Below are 15,144 nucleotides of genomic sequence, written 5' to 3' on the forward strand. Positions count from 1 at the left end.
AAGCGCCCCACCACGGCTGAGCCGCCCTCTCCTGCAGTTTTCGCTACAACTGCGCGCGTATGATTCTTTCGAATTCAACACTTGAGCTGCTGTGCTCCTGCAACTGCTGGCGAAACTGCGGCGACATCTGCTCCGCGAGCACTTGCTCGAAACCGTGGCGAATGTGCTGTTCGGTGCGCAGTGCCGCGCGCAAATGGGCGCGGCTGCGCCTGGGCTGTAGCGAGGCGCTCAAGCTGTTTCGCGCATATCGAAGCATGCCGAACAGGCTCCGATGCAGCGCCGGTCTGCCGCCATAGGTAGCGATCTGATTGTGCAGGCAGGCCATCAGCGCCGAGCACTGCTGTTCGCGCTCGCAAAATAGCCGCTGCTGCCCGGATGTACGCGCGCTGCCGGCAAGACGTCTATAGCTCAGGCTGGCGTCGTGGCACGCCATCAGCAGGTGGTTGAGCTGGGCGATGGTTTTGTCCAGCGTCGGCATGCGCTATGCCTCCCCTGCGCGCTGGGATGCAAATAAACGACATCGGGTGCGCGCGGTTTCGCGGCACCCGCTAGACGGCTCAGCTCTTGGCGCGAGCCACATCACGCATCGCTCTGACTTCATCGTGATTGCGCAGCACGCCCTGATACTGACGCTCTACCATGCTGCGGATTGCTGCTGGCAGATTCCTGCTCAGCGCTTCGCTGTAGCGCTCCTTGGCCACGTCTTCACCGCGCTCGGCTTCGTTGAGAATGGCCTCTTCGTCCTTGCCGGTGACCAGTGATTTCAGGTCGACCCAGCGGCGGTGCAGGTCTGCACCCACGCTGGTGCTGTCCTCGGGCTCGCCGCCCAGTTCCAGGACGGCCCGTTGCAGTTCTTCGGACGCTTCTGCACATTGCCGCGAGCGTTGCGAGAAGAGTTGTTTCATGTCGGGTCGTTTGACGTCTTCGGCGCAGACCTTGAAGCCGGCCTCGCCATCCTTGCAGGTTTCGATCAGCTTGTTGAGGGTGCGTACCAGGTCTTTGCGATCGTCGGTGAGATCCATGAGTCGTCTCCGGGCCGGCTAAACGGCCATTGCTGGTTGGTATGTCCCGTCTTGGGGCCTACATGAATTCCGACGTGCAGGCTGCGCTGATCGTTCAGGGAATTTTCCAAGCGGCAAGCTGAGCCGGCTTCAGCTATGCACGCACCAGTTGACTGCCTCGGCCGGCATGCCGAGGCAGTCTTCACGGTGAATCACACCGGCTGCCAGTGCTTGTTCGACGTTGAGAATGCGCGGTGCAGACATCAGGCATTCGAGTATGTTGAGGGGCGATTCGGCGCCGGCGGTGCACTCGGCGACGATGCTGGCATAAAGCTGCAGATCGTGGTCCAGGCTCATCGCGTATTCGGACATGCGCGCGTGGTCCACGGCGCCGTTGACCGTCCAGTGAAAGGGATGAAACAGGAACTTGCTGTGGGGGCAGGCCGTGCGCGTTTCGCCGGCAAGAAAAATGATGTTGCCCATGGACTCGACGGTGCCGAGGTTGTGCGTCTTCACGGGTACCGGCAGCGAGATGAGGAAGTTGTAGAGGGAGAAGCCGTAGCTGCACTCCCCGCCCATGGTGGCGATCTTCAGAACCAGCTCATCGGCACCCTGATGGATGGCCTGGCTGCATTTGTCGATCAACTGACCGCAGGTGTAGGAGTTGATCGGTGCGGTGAAATGTACGACGTGGGTTCTCATGCTGGTCTCCTGTGCAGTGAAGCGCCTTTGCGCGGGTCTCCCTTGCAGTGAGTGAAAATGCACGAGTGGGTTTCAATTTCTGCCCCTCGATGGCTGTGCTGGTCAGCGCAGCCCGGCAAAAAGCTTGAACGCAAGCCAGCCAGTGGAAGTCTGTCTATGTCAAGGGAGGCGTTGTCAGGGGCCGGTTCGTGACCTGGCAAGCGCAATTGCGCCAAGTCGAACGAGCATCTTGCTTCCCCAGGGCCGCCGCTCCGTCTCCTCCTTCTCCTTGCGGCGGTTCCTTCTTTTTTGATCGGAGACGATCCTGGCCCGCTCCGGAGAGTGGCCGGACACGCAAACCATCAGGCAGTCACGACGTCGTGGCCTGCCCCACCTGGGCCACGTGCTCGCAACGAACGGACGCATGGAGAGCATCGATGCCACTGCTCAAACTGCTGCACTTCATGGCGCTGATCTGCTGGTGCGGCGCGCTGCTGTACCTGCCAGCGATGATCGCGGCCGGCACGCGCAGCAACGGCGAGCTGTTCTATCGCGACCATACCCAACTCACCCGCACCCTCTTCAACCTCATCGCGACCCCAGCCGCTCTGCTGGCCATCGGCTCGGGCACGGCGCTGTTCCTGCGTGAATCGATTTTCGCCCCCTGGTTGATCGTCAAGCTCACCACGGTCGCGGGGATGGTGGTCTGTCACGCTCTCTGCGGTGTGCTGATTCTGCGCAGCGAACGTGCCGCTGAACATGCGCTGCGCCGCGACTGCCTGCTGATCGCTCTGCTGCTGAGCGTGCTGATCGGCGCCACGCTCTGGCTGGTGCTGGCCAAACCCTTCTGATCACGGAGTACCCGAGAATATGTCCGGCCTGCCCCGCTCTCTCTACCGTCCAGCAACTGGCAAGCCGAAGCCGATTCGTTCAGCGTGTATCGACGCCCACGCCGTGCTCGTACACCAGGCGCCCGCCCAGATACGCAGCCAGGCCAATCAGCGCTGCGGTCAGCAACGACAGATACAGGCCCCAGCGTTCCATGCCCTGGTCCGGCCCGGCGTAACGCAGCAGCCAGTTCAGCGATGCCAGCGACAGCATCATCACCGCGATGATGGCGTGGCACCAAGCGGTGATCTTGCGCCGGATGCTGCCAACCGTGAGCAGATCGACCAGCCCCGCCATGCTCGCCACCCAGCCACCGAACGCGCCGACACCCGCCAGCCACAGACTGGCGCGCGCCCAGAACGGATCGGCCAGCAGCAGATAGGCGAAATCGGTCGCCACCAGCCCCAGCAGCGCGGCAACGGGAAAGTGGATCATCATCGGGTGCAGCGGATGCCCGGCGATGGCGGCGCGGCTGACGATTACTTCCTTTATTTCGGCCATCCGGGCCTCCCTGAGCAGATGAGCGATGAACAGAAACAGAGGCGCCGTTGGCTGGCCTCCCGTTTCAAGTTGACCACGCTGACGCTGGCAGTTCCGTTTCTCGTTGCCTGCGAGGGGCCGCAATCGACGCTCGACCCGGCGGGGCCGATGGCGCGTGAGGTGGCAATGCTGTGGTGGGCGATGTGCGCCTTCGCCGTCCTGGTGCTGATCGTGGTGACGGCACTGTGGGTGCATGCCATGCGCCGCAAAAGCCCACAGATGGACGCCGCCCGGGCTCGCCAGCTGACGCTGCGCTGGCTGGTCGGTGGCGGGCTGTTGTTGCCGACCTCGAGCGTGCTGCTCCTGCTGTTGTTCGGCATTCCCATCGGCCATCGCATGCTGCCCTTGCCGCTGACGGGCGAGCAGTCCATGCGTATCGAGGTGATCGGTCATCAGTGGTGGTGGGAGGTGCGCTACCCGGACAGTGGCGTGGTCACCGCCAATCAGCTGCATCTGCCGGCCGGACGGCCGGTGGACCTCGACGTCAGCAGCGCCGACGTCATCCACTCGTTCTGGGTGCCGCGCCTGGGCGGCAAGATCGACATGATCCCCGGTCGGGACAATCGCATCCGCCTGCAGGCCGATCAGGCCGGTACCTTTCGCGGCCAGTGCGCGGAGTTCTGCGGCACCCAGCACACCCACATGATTCTCGATGTGCAGGCTCACCAGGAGGAAGACTTCGCCCGCTGGCTACAGGCACGCCGCGAACAACAGGTCAGCGCCCTGCCCGGCCCTGCTGGCGACGTGTTCGCCGCGCGTTGCGGTCAGTGTCATCGCGTGGCGGGCGTCAGCGAAGGAAATCGCGCGCCGGATCTGAGCGATGTCGGCTCGCGATCGATGCTCGGTGCCGGCGTGCTGAGCAATGAACCGGGCGCGCTGTTGCGCTGGCTGCAGGAACATCAGCGACTCAAACCCGGTAACGCCATGCCGCTGCATGACGATCTCGACCCCGACCACCTCAGCACCATCGCCGACTGGCTGGAGACCCTGCGCCCGTGACTACGTCAAGCAACGAACAGGTTGCCGCCCAGGAACAACTGCACGATCAGTTCAACGACGTATGGGGTAACCCGCGCGGCTGGAAGTCGCTGACCATCGTCAATCACACCACCGTCGGCATTCGCTTCATGCTCACCGGGTTGGGCTTCTTCCTGTTCGGTGGCCTGCTGGCGATGCTGGTACGCACGCAGCTGGCGATACCGGGCTACGACTTTCTCGAACCAGACGTCTACAACCAGGTCTTCACCATGCACGGCACGGTGATGATGTTCCTCTTCGCCGTGCCGATGATGGAAGGCCTGGCGGTCTACCTGATTCCGAAAATGCTCGGCGCCCGCGACCTGGTGTTTCCGCGTCTGTCGGCGCTGGGTTACTGGTGTTATCTGTTCGGCGGGCTGATCCTGTGCGCCAGTCTGCTGCTGGGCATCGCGCCCAAGGCTGGCTGGTTCATGTACACGCCGCTGTCCAGCGCCGTGCATACGCCGGGGCCGAACTCGGACTTCTGGCTGATCGGCATCACCTTCGTGGAGATCTCCGCCGTGTCGGCCGGTGTCGAACTGGTGGTGTCGATCCTGCGCACCCGCGCCGAAGGCATGTCGCTGAACAAGATGCCGATCTATGCCTGGTACATCCTGGTGATGGCGATGATGATCGTGGTCGGCTTTCCGCCCTTGATCCTCGGCAGCATCCTGCTTGAGCTGGAGCGCGCCGTAGGCCTGCCGTTCTTCGAGGTGGCGCGCGGCGGGGACCCGATTCTCTGGCAACACCTGTTCTGGCTGTTCGGCCATCCCGAGGTGTACATCATCTTCCTGCCGGCGGCCGGCATCGTCTCGACCCTGTTGCCGGTATTCTGCCAACGGCCACTGGTGGGCTATCGCTGGGTGGTGCTGGCGATCCTCACCACAGGTTTCATCAGCTTCGGCCTGTGGGTGCATCACATGTTCACGGTGGGCATTCCGCAACTGGCGCAGGCGTTCTTCTCCGCCGCGAGCATGCTGGTGGCGATCCCGACCGGCATTCAGGTGTTCGCCTGGATCGCCACGCTGTGGGTCGGCCGGCCGCTGTACCACGTGCCGATGCTGTGGCTGGTGGGTTTTCTCGTGATCTTCGTCTGCGGCGGGCTGACCGGCGTGATGCTGGCGCTCGTACCCTTCGACTGGCAAGTGCATGACACCCACTTCGTGGTGGCGCACATGCACTACGTGCTGGTGGGCGGCATGTTGTTCCCGCTGCTGGCCGGCATCTATTACTGGCTGCCGCATTTTTCCGGACGTATGCCCTCGGTACGCCTCGGCAAATGGGGCTTCTGGCTGGTGTTCAGCGGTTTCAACCTGACCTTCCTGATCATGCACTGGACCGGCCTGATGGGCATGCCGCGGCGGATCTACACCTACCAGTCCGGCCTCGGCTGGGACCTGCCCAACCTGATCTCGTCGATCGGCAGCTTCATCATGGCCATCGGCATCGCCACGGTGCTGCTGGACATCGTCCTGCACTTTCGCTTCGGCCAGAAGGCCACGAAGAACCCCTGGAGCGCCGACACCCTGGAGTGGAGCACGCATCTGCCGCCCAGCCCATACAACTTCGTCAGCCTGCCGCCGGTGCGCACGCGCCACCCCATGTGGGAGCTGCCCGATCTGGAGGAGCACATCGACCGTGGCGAATTCGCCCTCACCGTGATCGACCATGGCCGGCGGGAAACCTGGGGGGTCGAGCCGCTGACCGGCAAGGTGCGCGAAATCATCCACCTGCCGGGCAACAGCTGGCTGCCGTTCGCGGCGGCCGCGCTCATCGCCATCACCTGCCTGGGGCTGCTCAGCAAGTTCTACTGGCTCGCCCTGGCGGCCAGCATCGTCGCGGCAGCGGTGCTGCTGCGCTGGAGCTGGGAGAACGGCGCGCACCCGTTGGCGGCGCCGGATGCCCGGGTGCAACCGGGTGAGCCGCCGCTGCACTCGCGCACCTGCGACGGTCCGGGGCTGTGGGGCATGGGCGTGACACTGCTGGCCAACGGCGCCTTGTACCTGTCGCTGCTGTTCGGCTGGTTCTATCTGTGGACCGTCTCGCCGAACTGGCTGGTGCCGGACGATCCGGTCATAGACCCGCGCTTGCTGCTGGCCAGCGCCGTAGTGCTGAGCATTGCCGTGCTCGGGCAGCGGCCAGTCCTGCGCCGTCTGCGTCAGGGTCAGGGTGAACCCGGTGCGTTGATCACCTGCTTTGTCGCGGTGGCGCTGCTGGGCGTGCTGCACGTCGGGCTGCTGCTCTGGGCCCTGCTGGCTGGAGACCTGGCGCCGCGGGCTACTGCGCATGATGCGGTGATCGTGGTGATGCTCGTCTACAGCCTGGTGCATGGGGTGCTGGCCAGCATGCTCAGCGCGTTGCAGGCGCTGCGTGTGCGCTATGGCTATGTGTGCAAGCGCACGCCCTACGAGCCGCTGGTGGTCGAACAGCTCTGGCGATACAACCTGGCCGTGCTGTGGATCACCTACTGCAGCGTGGTGCTGTTCCCGCCCACCTTCGGAGGCGTGTGATGCAACCGTTACGCTCCCCCTACAACCCGCTCCACGTTCCCCTCGGGCTGCTGCTCTGGAGTATCTGGTTCGTCGTGCTGTACGGCGGATTGTCGGTTGGTTGCGCCCTGGCGCCTCCTGATCCCGCCCAGGGGCAATGGACCTGGCTCAACGCTCTGCTCGCGCTGCTGAGTCTGATCACCACGGCGGTCCTCCTGGGTTTGGCCTGGCGGTTTCAGCGCGCCGCCAGGGACGAGCGCGAGGGCCAACCCGCGCGCTTCGTGGCCCGCCTCGCCGCCGGCGTGAACCTGATCGGCGCCATCGCCACCCTTTTCGTCGCCCTGCCCACGCTGAGCCTGCCGCCATGCCTGTGATCGTCTTTGCCCTGCTCCTCTTGCCTGGCACAGCCGGCGCCCATGGTCTGCTCGATGGCCATCTGCATCTGAACGAGCGCGTACCGCTGCTGCTCAGCGCCCTGCTGCTCGGCGCGGCCTGGCTGTTGTACATCCTGGGTTGCCGCAAGGTTCGCCCGCATGGGCGCGAAGCCTGGTGGATGCACCTGGCCATGGTCCTTACCCTGCTCTCCGTATTCGGGCCCATCGATGACTGGGCGCAAACCAGCACCAGCCTGCACATGGTCCAGCACATGCTGTTCATGATCGTCATCGCGCCGCTCTGGGCGCTGGCTCGGCCGCTGCCGCAGTGGCGCGCGCAGCTCGGTGGCTGGATGGCGCCGGTGTCCAACGCAATTCTGCGCAGCGGCCGCTATCCCGTGGCGCTGGCCATGCTGCACGGTGCGATGATCTGGGTCTGGCACACCCCCAGCCTGTACCTGCTGGCGCTGGACAACAGCTGGTGGCACGCCATCGAACATGCCTGTTTCCTGTTCAGCGCCTGGCTGTTCTGGTGGTCCTGCCTGCGCGCCAATCCGCGGCAGGTGCCACTCGCGCTGATGGCCATCCTCCTGACGCTGATGCACACCGGCCTGCTCGGCGCCCTGCTTACCTTCGCCAACTCGACTTTCTATGGCGACTCCCGCGACCTGGCCGACCAGCAACTGGCTGGCCTGCTGATGTGGGTGCCTGGCAGCCTGGTCTACCTCGCTGCTGCCGGCTGGATCAGCTGGCGATGGCTGACACGTATTTGGCGTCGTCAGGCGCGAGAAGGTACGGAGAATTCCCTATAGCGCAGTTTTCAGGCGCGCCAACATCTTGTACAACTTCCATCCAGGTTTTCGGTAACGGTCAGCGCTTCGCTCAAACCCTGTTGCAGATTAGGTTCAGCGTATTTTTTCTGTCGGTGCGAAACAGTTGGCTTATTTACGGACGCAAGAGGCTGTGCTCAAACAATAAAGTCTCGAGTGCGGCAATCGACTCACGGACATATCCTTATACCCCACTTCGCCACGGCCGCTTTGTATAACTTCGGTAGATGATGTCACTTTGAATTTTCCTTTTACTAATCGTCCCAAGGGTTGGTAGACATTAAATACATGGTTATGTTTGAAGAGTGCAATTAAGGAGAAGCTCATGAAACACGACCTGGAAAGTATCAGATCAGCGTTATCCCTTTACCAAGTTGACATGACACCGAGACCGGATGGCAGTGTTGTGCTTACCGTTGCTCATGAAGAACGTCAACTCGTTCGCGTTCTCGATGGAAGTTGTTCGACGCAAGAAGTCATTCGCCTGATTCATTTCGACATGGCGCTGAGCGAAGATCCCGAGTCGGTCAATGACGCGGTCAAACACTGCTGTACCTCAACATTGCCCACCTACTCGCGCGAGCCGATTTTCCGTACGCGCTCCTCTCGCTTATGGGCCATGAGAAAGCTCGAAAAGAAATGAGGAGATACGCCAGTGGCCAGACGCAACGATTCAACGTTGGCTCGAAACAAGCCGGAAGATCTGCTCGGACGCATCACAAGGCATATGCCATATCGTCACCAGTTCTTGGACGAGTGGCCCTACATGGCCGGCTCTGCATGCCTGGTGGCGTTGCTGATCTGGCAGCCCTTTGAACCGTCCGCACTGGCGGTGATGCTGTCCCAGCCGCAACCCAGAGCCCAGTCGATGCAGCGCTCCTTGCAGGAGATCGACTCGAACTGCTATCAGGTTCACAGCGAAGCCCTGAACCATCCACACTGCGAAGAGTGCAGCAACGACACTGCCGCGGCTGCACGACCTGACGCAGAGTTCGAGCTCAGCCGCTCGATTCTGACCTGCAGCGACACGGACAGGCCTGACAACATGATGATCGAAGTGATCAAGTCCAATCACTCCTTCTAGCTGGCCTTGACGCCCTCGACTGCTACTTGCGGTCCTTCTCCTGGCTTCACTGTTTCGCGCGTCGCGATTATCCGAGCGAATGATCGGCATGGCTGTCGACATGCACATGGCTTATTGAAAGGAGGTGGGTCATGCCGGCCCAGTCATTTACGGTTCCATTGCAATGGCGGCCCTCCTCGTTCTGCTACAGCCGTGAGCGACGGTCCATGTATTTCGTAACGACAAGCCTGTCGCCAGTAGACCGTGCGGACTCTACTTGTCTGGATATTCCCGGTGAGTGGCCGGAACAATTGCCGGTCCACGCGACTCTGGGATTAGGATGATGGGCCAACTTTTTTCGCGCACAGCCAGTGGTCGCAATGATCTTTTTAATGGCCACAGGAGGTTATCCGGCGCGATAGCGCCCATATAGCGATACTACTATTTATTGACGATCAGGATTATTTTCTACAGCACTTATACAGCGAGGCATAGACATGTCAGAAGCGTATAACTATCTCGATCACATTACTGCTTACAGCAGCTGTGCCAATGCTTGCGAACACTGTGCCTCGGCCTGCCTGAGCGAGGGCAATGCTGGGCATTATCGCTGCATCGCGCTATGCCGTGATTGCGCCGACCTGTGCCGCCTGACGGCAACGCTGATGCTGCGCAACAGCCCCTATGTCGCAGTGGCCAGCCAGCTGTGCCGGATCGCCTGCCTGGCCTGCGCCGAGGAATGCGTGCAGCACGCCAGCGCGCACTGTCAGGAGTGCGCACGCACCTGCCAGGTGTGTGCAGAAGAACCGCGGCTGGAGCCAGCATGAAATCGGACAAAACCGCGAGCACGCCAGTGGCGCGCTCCAGCGAGGCGCTGCTGGACGATCCCGGCAACGAGGACCCTGGCTCGCAGCTCGACGCGCCAGTGCCGCTGCGTCCATCGCCCCAGACGCAGCGCAAGAAGAAACCCCGGCCAAGCGCCGAAAAACCGCGCTAGGCCGGGCGTCGGCTCAGGCAGCAATGCTTCTGGCGCGCATTTCCCGGGCCCAGATACGATGCTGTTTCAGTGCCGTTTCGAAGCGCATGTACAGGGGATCGAAGCTGTCGCCGCAAAGCATGCCATCGTCTTCCTCCAGCCCCAGCAGCGCAGCGAGCTGAGCGGCATCACCGCTGAGCGCCACGGGTTTGAGGTGCTTGTAGGCCTCCAGCAGGTAATGCTTGGCCACGCCATCGTCCTGCAGGGTCTTGAGCACGTACTCGCCACCCGGCACGAAGACCGCATCTACCGTAATCGACGGCTCCGAAGCGAAGCTGCCATCGGGCTGCATGGGCTGGCCGTCGGAGTCCTTCAACGCCGCTGCCGAAGGCGCCAGGAGCTTGGCCACGGCACCGGCTGCTTCGAGCATCTTCTTCAGACTGCCGACCTCGTCGGCCTTGCAGCCGGGCGTCAGCAGGACCGCAACGCGCCGTCCGCGAATATCGCCAGGCAGCAGATTCATCTGGCTCAGCGCCGGAGAATCCTGGAGCTTGCCCTCCATCGGCGAGGTCGAGGTGCTGTCCAGGTCGATCCCCAGGTTCTCTGCCACACGCAAGGCCAGCAGCGGGTCGATGCGTGCCAGGATTTCCTTGACCTGGCGCTCGCGGATGAACAGACGCTCGACCTTCGACAGCTCGAAGCTGTAGGCATCGACGATATGCTGCTGCTCGGCCTCGCTCATGCTATGCCAGAACAGCGTGGCCTGGGAGAAGTGATCGGCGAAGCTGGCTGAGCGAACCCGCACCTTGTGCCCCTGCAGCGGTTCAGGATAGGAGCTGTAGCCTCCCCCGCTGGGTGCTGGTGGTGTCTCGCGCGGCCAGTTGCCGTCGATCGAGTTGGGTTCGTAAGAGGCGCGACCGCGATTGATCTGCTGGCGATGCGGCGCGTCACGCTGGTTGTTGTGGAACGGACAAAGCGGCCGATTGATCGGGATTTCGTTGAAATTGGGACCGCCCAGGCGCAGCAACTGGGTGTCGGTGTAGGAAAACAGACGCCCCTGCAGCAGTGGGTCATTGCTGAAATCGATGCCAGGCACCACATGCCCGACATGGAAGGCCGCCTGCTCGGTCTCGGCGAAGAAGTTGTCCGGGTTGCGATTGAGCACCATGCGTCCGACCACGCGCACCGGCACCAGCTCTTCGGGTACCAGCTTGGTCGGGTCGAGCAGGTCGAAACCAAAGCCCAGCGCGTCCTCCTCGTCCATTACCTGCAGGCCCAGTTCCCATTGCGGATAGAGGCCGCGCTCGATGTCCTCCCACAGGCCGCGTCGGTGAAAGTCCGGGTCCTTGCCGGCGAGTTTCTGCGCCTCGTCCCAGACCAGCGAGCAAACCCCGGCCTTGGGTCGCCAGTGAAACTTCACCAGCTTGCTCCGGCCCTCGCCGTTGACCAGGCGAAAACTGTGTACGCCAAAGCCCTGCATCGAGCGATAGGCGATGGGAATGGCGCGGTCGGACATGGTCCACAGCACCATATGGGCCGATTCCGGGGTCAGCGAGACGAAGTCCCAGAAGGTATCGTGAGCCGACGCGCCCGTGGGAATCTCGTTATGCGGCTCGGGTTTGACCGCATGGACGAAGTCGGGGAACTTGATTGCATCCTGAATGAAGAACACCGGCATGTTGTTGCCGACCAGGTCGAAGTTGCCCTCCTCGGTATAAAACTTCACCGCGAAACCACGCACGTCGCGCACGGTATCGGCCGAGCCGCGCGGCCCCTGCACGGTGGAAAAGCGCACGAACACCGGCGTGCGCTTGCCGGCTTCGCCGAGAAAGGCAGCGCAGGTCAGGTCGCTGGCAGGATCGGTCACCTCGAAATAGCCATGCGCTGCCGCGCCGCGGGCATGCACCACGCGCTCGGGAATGCGCTCGTGATCGAAGTGGGTGATCTTCTCGCGCATGATGAAATCTTCCATCAGCGTCGGGCCACGCTCGCCGCCGCGCAGGCTGTTCTGGTTGTCGGCGATCCGCGTGCCGGTGTTGGTGGTCAGCGCTTCCCCGGTGGCGTCCTCGCGAAAGCGCTCGAGTTGTTCGAGCTTGGCGTTGCTGTTGCTGCGGTCGAGCGTATCGCTGCCCGCCATCTGGCTGTTTTCGGCGGTTTTCGGTTGCTTGCTCATGGGCTACTCCTGGCTATTGGAGGCGTGCATATCGCGCGCTCGGTTATTCAGTGGCCATGTCGGGCATGGCGGCCACGCCAGCGACGGGAAAGTCGCTCCGGGTAGTTTTTGAGACGGGCTGCGGCTGTTCCGTTCGACCTGAATTTTTCCCGAGGGGCCAGTGATGGCGGGCCGCTGCGCTTGACCTAGGGCGGCTTCGCTGCGGCAAATTTGTCCTGAACTTCGTCCTTGCCTGGCCCTTCTACCCCTGTGAACGCACATCCCAGGAGGATCGAACATCCACCCGTTGAAACCACTGGCCTTACTGGCTGCTGCCGCCCTCGTCATCTGCGCCGTCAGCAGTCTGCAGGCTGCCAGCCAGGCGGAATCGATCAGCAGCGAAGACTTCGTCGAAGAGGCATCGGCGAAAGGCGTCGCCGAGATCGAAACGGCCAAACTGGCCCTGGAGAAATCGCAGAACGAAGCGGTCAAGGGCTTCGCGCAGATGATGATCGACGACCATCGTCGGGCCAATCAGCAGTTGGCCGAGCTGGCCAAGAGCAAGGACCTGGAGGTCTCCGACGATGCCGAACTGATCAACCAGGCCAAGGCCCTGGTGCTCAAACTGCGCAGCGAAGACAGCTTCGACAAGGCCTACATGAACAATCAGGTGGTCGCTCACCGCGAGACCATCGAGTTGTTCCGTCGCGCCGTGAATGCCGATGACCAGGAGCTCGCTGGCTTCGCTCGCGAGACGCTGCCCAAGCTGGAGCAGCATCTGCAACGCGCTGAGCAGTTGAACGGCCAGTTGCCGGAACAGTGATCGCTCGCTTGCCGGGCTGCTGATGCAGCTCGGCAGCGCCTCGCCAATCAGCCTTGACTCAGTCGTTGCACGTAGTAAGGCAACTGCATCAGGGCGTAGCGTGCCGCTTGCTCACGTACCTGGTTGCGGCCTCCGCTGAACTTCAGCGTTTCACTGAGAATGTTCGGATACTGCTCCAGGCGAATCGCACAGGCGATGCACTGCACGCCGTCCATCTCTCCCTCAGCCTCCGCCAGGCCGGTATTGGCCAGAACGATATCGGCATCACTGCGCTGCAATGCGCCCAGTGCCATCTCCCGCGCTACCTCTTCGCTGGTCAGGCCGAAACGCTCGATGGTATCGGCGCTGACGCCAAGGCAGCGCTGCTTGGCCTGCGGCGAATAGGTGACGAACGCGCAATCGAGCACCTTGCCGCTGCCGGGCACATTCGCCACCAGCGCGCTGATCAGCCCCGCCGTACAGGACTCGGCGGTGGCCAGGCGCAGTTCGTACTGGCTGAGAAAATTCACCACCTGCTCGACGCTTTGCATCTGCCGCTCTCCTTGGAGCTGTCAGGGTGCTCAGTGGAAGCGGCCAGCATGGGCAAAGTTCAACTTTTACGTTGCCTTTGCCCGGTGAAAAAAAGGTCGAACCTTTGTTCGCCTCACCCCGTCAGCTCAAGGGTAAGGGGGGAGATCGCACCATCGTCCATCGCGCTCCTCCCCAGGCCCTCGCCCGCACGGCGAGTCGTTCTCAGGTCCAAGCCTATGGAGAGAGACATGGCAAGCGCTGCAGCCTCCGTACATATTCACGCCACACCCACACCTTACGCCGCAGCCAAGCCTCCCTTGCAGATGCACAGCGAGCACCCGCAGCGCAAGCGCGTGCTGTTCGTCACGTCGGAATTCGCCGATCTGATCAAGTGCGGCGGCCTCGGCGATGTTTCTGCGGCGTTGCCCCGTGCGTTGTCGCCGCAGCACGACATTCGCCTGCTGATCCCCGGTTATCGCCAGGTCGTTGAAAGCGGCCGACCGATCCGCATCGTCGGGCAGTTGCCAGGTCTGGCGGCGTTGCCACCTTGCCAGATCGGGCGCATGGATCTGGCCGATGGACTGATCGTCTACGTGCTGCTCAATCGCGCGCTGTACGAACGCGATGGCTCGCCTTATGTCGATGCCCAGGGCCGCGACTGGGCTGACAACCACATCCGTTTCGCCCGCCTCGGCCTGGCTGCTGCGGAAATCGCCAGCGGCGATGCCAGCATCCAATGGCGCCCGGAACTGGTGCACGCCAACGACTGGCCAGCGGCCATGGCACCGGCCTACATGGCCTGGCGCCAAGCCAGCACGCCTTGCTTGCTGACCATTCACAACCTGGCCTACCAGGGCCTGTGCGACATGCGCTGTGCCAGCGAGCTGGCGATACCGGAGTCGGCCTGTGGCATCGATGGCCTGGAGTTCTACGGCCAGCTGTCGTTTCTCAAGGCCGGCATCGCCCATGCACAGCATGTCACCACCGTGAGCCGCCGCTATGCCCGTGAAATCACCACGCCGGAACAAGGCTGCGGTCTCGATGGCCTGTTGCGAACCAAGGTGCAGATCGACCAGCTCAGCGGTATCGCCAATGGCATCGACGAGAGCTGGCACCCCGCGAGCGACCCGCACCTGCTGCAGGGTTTCAGCGCTGGCGACTGGGCGGGCAAACAGGCCAACGCCGAATATGTTCAGCAATGGCTGGGCCTCGATGACGACGGGCCGCTGTTCGCCGTGGTATCGCGTCTGGTGCAGCAGAAAGGTATAGATCTGACCCTGCAGGTTGCCGAGCACATCGTCGCCCGAGGCGGCCGCATCGGCGTGATCGGCCAGGGTGAACCGGCGCTGGAGGCCGCCATGGCGGAGCTGGGCCGACGCCATCCGGGGCGCATTGGCGTGCATATAGGTTTCGATGAAAGCGATGCCAGGCGCCTGTATGCCGGCAGCGACTTCCTGCTCATGCCTTCGCGTTTCGAGCCCTGCGGCCTCAGCCAGATGTACGCCCAGCGCTACGCCTCGCTGCCCATCGCCCGTTGCACGGGCGGTCTGGCCGACACCATCGAGGATGGCGTCAGCGGTTTTCTCTTCGACGCGCCCAGGGCCGATGCCTATCGCCGGACCATCGACCGTGCGCTGCAGGTTTTCGAACATCCCGAGCTGCTGGAAGCCATGCGTTGCCAGGCCATGCGCGCCCCGCTCTACTGGCGCCAGTCGGCGCAGGCGTATGACCGCCTCTTTCAACGTCTGCTGAGCCAGACCAATGCCCACCGAGCGCTGCGTTGATGTACAGCCACGGAGC

17 protein-coding genes are annotated in these 15,144 nt (G+C 62.7%); 11 read left to right on the plus strand and 6 right to left on the minus strand.

Annotated features, from left to right (window positions below; all coding sequences use genetic code 11):
- Window positions 1-43 precede the first annotated feature (43 nt).
- The 3 genes from ACN0X6_RS04780 to ACN0X6_RS04790 form a co-directional block, all read right to left on the minus strand.
- Complete coding sequence (locus ACN0X6_RS04780) at window positions 44-478, minus strand: PA2169 family four-helix-bundle protein (RefSeq protein WP_417702531.1); 435 nt, start codon at window positions 476-478, stop codon at window positions 44-46.
- Window positions 479-557: 79 nt separating this feature from the next.
- Window positions 558-1,022, minus strand: a complete 465-nt coding sequence (locus ACN0X6_RS04785) for a ferritin-like domain-containing protein (RefSeq protein ID WP_417702533.1) — start codon at window positions 1,020-1,022, stop codon at window positions 558-560.
- A 129-nt stretch (window positions 1,023-1,151) separates the two neighbouring features.
- Window positions 1,152-1,703, minus strand: a complete 552-nt coding sequence (locus ACN0X6_RS04790) for an ATP-dependent Clp protease proteolytic subunit (protein ID WP_417702535.1) — start codon at window positions 1,701-1,703, stop codon at window positions 1,152-1,154.
- A 416-nt stretch (window positions 1,704-2,119) separates the two neighbouring features.
- On the opposite strand from ACN0X6_RS04790, the gene ACN0X6_RS04795 reads away from it, so the two are divergent.
- Window positions 2,120-2,533 carry a CopD family protein gene (locus tag ACN0X6_RS04795; RefSeq protein WP_417702537.1) on the plus strand — a complete coding sequence of 138 codons (414 nt, stop codon included), beginning with the start codon at window positions 2,120-2,122 and terminating at the stop codon, window positions 2,531-2,533.
- A gap of 79 nt (window positions 2,534-2,612) precedes the next feature.
- Here the strand turns inward: ACN0X6_RS04795 and ACN0X6_RS04800 are convergent, their stop codons facing one another.
- Entirely contained in the window at window positions 2,613-3,071 is a 459-nt protein-coding gene (locus tag ACN0X6_RS04800; protein ID WP_417702539.1) for a DUF2231 domain-containing protein, read from the minus strand.
- Window positions 3,072-3,218: 147 nt separating this feature from the next.
- Between ACN0X6_RS04800 and coxB the strand changes: the two genes are divergently transcribed.
- The 8 genes from coxB (at window position 3,219) to ACN0X6_RS04840 (ending at window position 9,880) form a co-directional block, all read left to right on the plus strand.
- Window positions 3,219-4,109, plus strand: coding sequence for a cytochrome c oxidase subunit II (gene coxB, locus ACN0X6_RS04805; RefSeq protein ID WP_417702727.1), 891 nt, complete (start codon window positions 3,219-3,221; stop codon window positions 4,107-4,109).
- Window positions 4,106-6,637: a cytochrome c oxidase subunit I gene (gene ctaD, locus ACN0X6_RS04810; RefSeq protein WP_417702541.1), complete on the plus strand. Its 2,532-nt coding sequence runs from the start codon at window positions 4,106-4,108 to the stop codon at window positions 6,635-6,637. The genes coxB and ctaD overlap by 4 nt, the downstream gene beginning before the upstream one ends.
- Window positions 6,637-6,990 (plus strand): hypothetical protein, encoded by a 354-nt coding sequence (locus ACN0X6_RS04815; protein WP_417702543.1) that lies wholly within the window; start codon window positions 6,637-6,639, stop codon window positions 6,988-6,990. Before ctaD ends, ACN0X6_RS04815 begins: the two co-directional genes overlap by 1 nt.
- Entirely contained in the window at window positions 6,981-7,802 is an 822-nt protein-coding gene (locus ACN0X6_RS04820) for a cytochrome c oxidase assembly protein (protein WP_417702544.1), read from the plus strand. The genes ACN0X6_RS04815 and ACN0X6_RS04820 overlap by 10 nt, the downstream gene beginning before the upstream one ends.
- Before the next feature lie 343 nt (window positions 7,803-8,145).
- Window positions 8,146-8,463, plus strand: coding sequence for a hypothetical protein (locus tag ACN0X6_RS04825; RefSeq protein WP_417702545.1), 318 nt, complete (start codon window positions 8,146-8,148; stop codon window positions 8,461-8,463).
- A 12-nt stretch (window positions 8,464-8,475) separates the two neighbouring features.
- Window positions 8,476-8,904, plus strand: a complete 429-nt coding sequence (locus tag ACN0X6_RS04830; protein ID WP_417702546.1) for a hypothetical protein — start codon at window positions 8,476-8,478, stop codon at window positions 8,902-8,904.
- A 476-nt stretch (window positions 8,905-9,380) separates the two neighbouring features.
- Window positions 9,381-9,710, plus strand: a complete 330-nt coding sequence (locus ACN0X6_RS04835) for a four-helix bundle copper-binding protein (protein ID WP_417702547.1) — start codon at window positions 9,381-9,383, stop codon at window positions 9,708-9,710.
- Window positions 9,707-9,880, plus strand: a complete 174-nt coding sequence (locus ACN0X6_RS04840; RefSeq protein WP_417702548.1) for a hypothetical protein — start codon at window positions 9,707-9,709, stop codon at window positions 9,878-9,880. Before ACN0X6_RS04835 ends, ACN0X6_RS04840 begins: the two co-directional genes overlap by 4 nt.
- A 13-nt stretch (window positions 9,881-9,893) precedes the next feature.
- Here the strand turns inward: ACN0X6_RS04840 and katE are convergent, their stop codons facing one another.
- On the minus strand, window positions 9,894-12,032 hold the full coding sequence (katE, locus tag ACN0X6_RS04845; RefSeq protein WP_417702549.1) for a catalase HPII: 2,139 nt from the start codon (window positions 12,030-12,032) through the stop codon (window positions 9,894-9,896).
- Between the two features lie 277 nt (window positions 12,033-12,309).
- Between katE and ACN0X6_RS04850 the strand changes: the two genes are divergently transcribed.
- Window positions 12,310-12,834 (plus strand): DUF4142 domain-containing protein, encoded by a 525-nt coding sequence (locus ACN0X6_RS04850; RefSeq protein WP_417702728.1) that lies wholly within the window; start codon window positions 12,310-12,312, stop codon window positions 12,832-12,834.
- Window positions 12,835-12,881: 47 nt separating this feature from the next.
- Here the strand turns inward: ACN0X6_RS04850 and ACN0X6_RS04855 are convergent, their stop codons facing one another.
- Complete coding sequence (locus tag ACN0X6_RS04855; protein ID WP_417702550.1) at window positions 12,882-13,364, minus strand: CinA family protein; 483 nt, start codon at window positions 13,362-13,364, stop codon at window positions 12,882-12,884.
- 228 nt (window positions 13,365-13,592) lie between these two features.
- Here ACN0X6_RS04855 and glgA point away from each other — a divergent pair, with 228 nt between their 5' ends.
- On the plus strand, window positions 13,593-15,128 hold the full coding sequence (gene glgA, locus ACN0X6_RS04860; protein ID WP_417702551.1) for a glycogen synthase GlgA: 1,536 nt from the start codon (window positions 13,593-13,595) through the stop codon (window positions 15,126-15,128).
- The last annotated feature ends 16 nt before the right edge of the window (window positions 15,129-15,144 follow it).

The sequence above is a fragment of the Pseudomonas sp. genome (assembly GCF_048269965.1).
Lineage (GTDB): Bacteria > Pseudomonadota > Gammaproteobacteria > Pseudomonadales > Pseudomonadaceae > Aquipseudomonas.

What these genes read in the sequence shown, in the direction of transcription:
- ACN0X6_RS04780 (WP_417702531.1), bottom strand. Translation starts at nt 478, where the DNA reads ATGCCGACGCTGGACAAAACCATCGCCCAGCTCAACCACCTGCTGATG.
- ACN0X6_RS04785 (WP_417702533.1), bottom strand. Translation starts at nt 1,022, where the DNA reads ATGGATCTCACCGACGATCGCAAAGACCTGGTACGCACCCTCAACAAG.
- ACN0X6_RS04790 (WP_417702535.1), bottom strand. Translation starts at nt 1,703, where the DNA reads ATGAGAACCCACGTCGTACATTTCACCGCACCGATCAACTCCTACACC.
- ACN0X6_RS04795 (WP_417702537.1), top strand. Translation starts at nt 2,120, where the DNA reads ATGCCACTGCTCAAACTGCTGCACTTCATGGCGCTGATCTGCTGGTGC.
- ACN0X6_RS04800 (WP_417702539.1), bottom strand. Translation starts at nt 3,071, where the DNA reads ATGGCCGAAATAAAGGAAGTAATCGTCAGCCGCGCCGCCATCGCCGGG.
- coxB (WP_417702727.1), top strand. Translation starts at nt 3,219, where the DNA reads ATGGCGCGTGAGGTGGCAATGCTGTGGTGGGCGATGTGCGCCTTCGCC.
- ACN0X6_RS04815 (WP_417702543.1), top strand. Translation starts at nt 6,637, where the DNA reads ATGCAACCGTTACGCTCCCCCTACAACCCGCTCCACGTTCCCCTCGGG.
- ACN0X6_RS04820 (WP_417702544.1), top strand. Translation starts at nt 6,981, where the DNA reads ATGCCTGTGATCGTCTTTGCCCTGCTCCTCTTGCCTGGCACAGCCGGC.
- ACN0X6_RS04825 (WP_417702545.1), top strand. Translation starts at nt 8,146, where the DNA reads ATGAAACACGACCTGGAAAGTATCAGATCAGCGTTATCCCTTTACCAA.
- ACN0X6_RS04835 (WP_417702547.1), top strand. Translation starts at nt 9,381, where the DNA reads ATGTCAGAAGCGTATAACTATCTCGATCACATTACTGCTTACAGCAGC.
- ACN0X6_RS04840 (WP_417702548.1), top strand. Translation starts at nt 9,707, where the DNA reads ATGAAATCGGACAAAACCGCGAGCACGCCAGTGGCGCGCTCCAGCGAG.
- katE (WP_417702549.1), bottom strand. Translation starts at nt 12,032, where the DNA reads ATGAGCAAGCAACCGAAAACCGCCGAAAACAGCCAGATGGCGGGCAGC.
- ACN0X6_RS04855 (WP_417702550.1), bottom strand. Translation starts at nt 13,364, where the DNA reads ATGCAAAGCGTCGAGCAGGTGGTGAATTTTCTCAGCCAGTACGAACTG.
- glgA (WP_417702551.1), top strand. Translation starts at nt 13,593, where the DNA reads ATGGCAAGCGCTGCAGCCTCCGTACATATTCACGCCACACCCACACCT.